The sequence below is a fragment of the Bradyrhizobium sp. 23 genome (genome assembly GCF_023073295.1).
GTDB classification, from domain to species: Bacteria; Pseudomonadota; Alphaproteobacteria; order Rhizobiales; family Xanthobacteraceae; genus Bradyrhizobium; species Bradyrhizobium canariense_D.
On record NZ_JADPJF010000058.1, the window covers coordinates 32,027 to 33,759 of the forward strand.

The window sequence follows — 1,733 nt, forward strand, 5'->3', positions numbered from 1 at the left end:
GACAACGGTCTCCGCCGGCGACAGCGAGCCGCCGCTGCCGTCGCGCGCGCCGCCGAAATCGTTGACCACGACTTTCGCGCCGCGGCTTGCCAATCCCAGCGCATGCGCGCGCCCCAAACCATTGCCCGCGCCGGTGACGATGGCGACGCGTCCGTCGAACCTGATTGCCATTGTGCTTCCTTGTGCTGTCTTCCCTTCTCCCCTTGTGGGAGAAGGTGGCGCGAAGCGCCGGATGAGGGATCTGTCTCGGCAGATGAGCGTGTGGAGAGATACCCCTCACCCGGCTTCATCTCGCTCCGCTCGATTTCGCCACCCTCTCTCGCGAGGGAGAGGGTTCGAGCGCACCGATTTGGACAACTTTTGAGCAGCGATGGGCTGCCGGGTCAAGCCCGGCAGCGACGGCCCACTCAGGCGAAATAGATCAACCCGAGCCAGTCCGCGACCAGCGCGGGCTTGTCCTCGCCTTCGATTTCCACGGTGACGTTGGTGCGCGACTGCAATTCATTCGGCTTGCGCAGCTTGGCTTCCGCCAGCACGAAACGGCCCCGAACGCGCTTGCCCGAGCGCACCGGCGAGATGAAACGCAGCTTGTCAAAACCGTAATTGACCCCCATCGTGGTGCCCGCGATAACGGGCATCACCTCGTAGGACATAATCGACAGCAGCGACATCGTCAGGAAGCCGTGCGCGATGGTGGTGCCGAACGCCGTCTCCTTCTTCGCACGCTCCGGGTCGACGTGAATGAACTGGTGATCCTCGATCACGTCGGCATAGGTGTCGATGCGGGGCTGATCGACCAGGTGCCACGACGACACGCCGATCTCCTTGCCGACCATGGCCTGATAGGCGTCCAAGGAAATCGGCGGCTTCTTCCAGACTTCGTTCACTTAGGTCTCACTCCGTGTTTTCGGCAGCTCCGGAAAGTCCTCTTCGCGGAATTCCCGGCCGCGCAGGGCATCATTGCGGTCGTCGTCACGCTCCAGCCGTCTCAGCTGAACGCGGCGGATCTTTCCCGAGATCGTCTTCGGCAGCTCCGTGACGATCTCGAGGCGCCGGATGCGCTTGAACGGTGCAAGGCGCGTGTGCAGATGCCTGAAGATGGAGAGCGCCGTCTCCGGCGAACGCTCCGCACCGGATGTCAGCAGCACATAGGCCTTGGGGATCGCGAGCCGGATCGGGTCCGGGCTCGGCACCACGGCAGCTTCCGCGACGAGCTCGTGCTCGAGCAACACGCTCTCGAGTTCGAACGGGCTGATGCGATAGTCGGAGGATTTGAATACGTCGTCGGAGCGGCCGACGAAAGTGAGATAGCCATCGTCATCCTCGAACACGACGTCACCGCTGCGATAAAGCTCGCCTTCGGCGCCGGACAGCCCACCGTCGTCGCCCTGATAGCCCTGCATCAGGCCGGCGGGGCGGTTTTCGCCGAGCACTAGAGCCACCTCGCCCTCTTTGGCCGGATGACCATCGGCGTCGCTGACCTGCACGCGATAGCCCGGCAGCGGCCGGCCCATCGAGCCGACCTTGATCTTTTGCCCCGGCGAGTTGCCGGCCAGCGCCGTGGTTTCGGTCTGGCCGTACCCGTCGCGGATGGTGAGGCCCCAGGCGGCCTGCACCTGGTCGATCACTTCAGGATTGAGGGGCTCGCCGGCGCCGCAGACCTCGCGCAAGGCCACCTTGAACGACGCAAGATTCTCCTGGATGAACAGCCGCCACACCGTCGGCGGCGCGCA

The 1,733-nt window shown here is 64.3% G+C and carries 3 protein-coding genes; all 3 read right to left on the reverse strand.

Going from position 1 to position 1,733, the window contains the following annotated elements:
* The coding region (locus tag IVB32_RS13695; RefSeq protein ID WP_346731100.1) for an SDR family NAD(P)-dependent oxidoreductase at positions 1–171 on the reverse strand (171 nt) is incomplete at its 3' end.
* Between the two features lie 236 nt (positions 172–407).
* On the reverse strand, positions 408–887 hold the full coding sequence (locus IVB32_RS13700) for a MaoC family dehydratase (RefSeq protein WP_247297535.1): 480 nt from the start codon (positions 885–887) through the stop codon (positions 408–410).
* Positions 888–1,733, reverse strand: an 846-nt coding sequence (locus IVB32_RS13705) for an AMP-binding protein (protein WP_247410601.1), incomplete at its 5' end; no start/stop codon positions are given.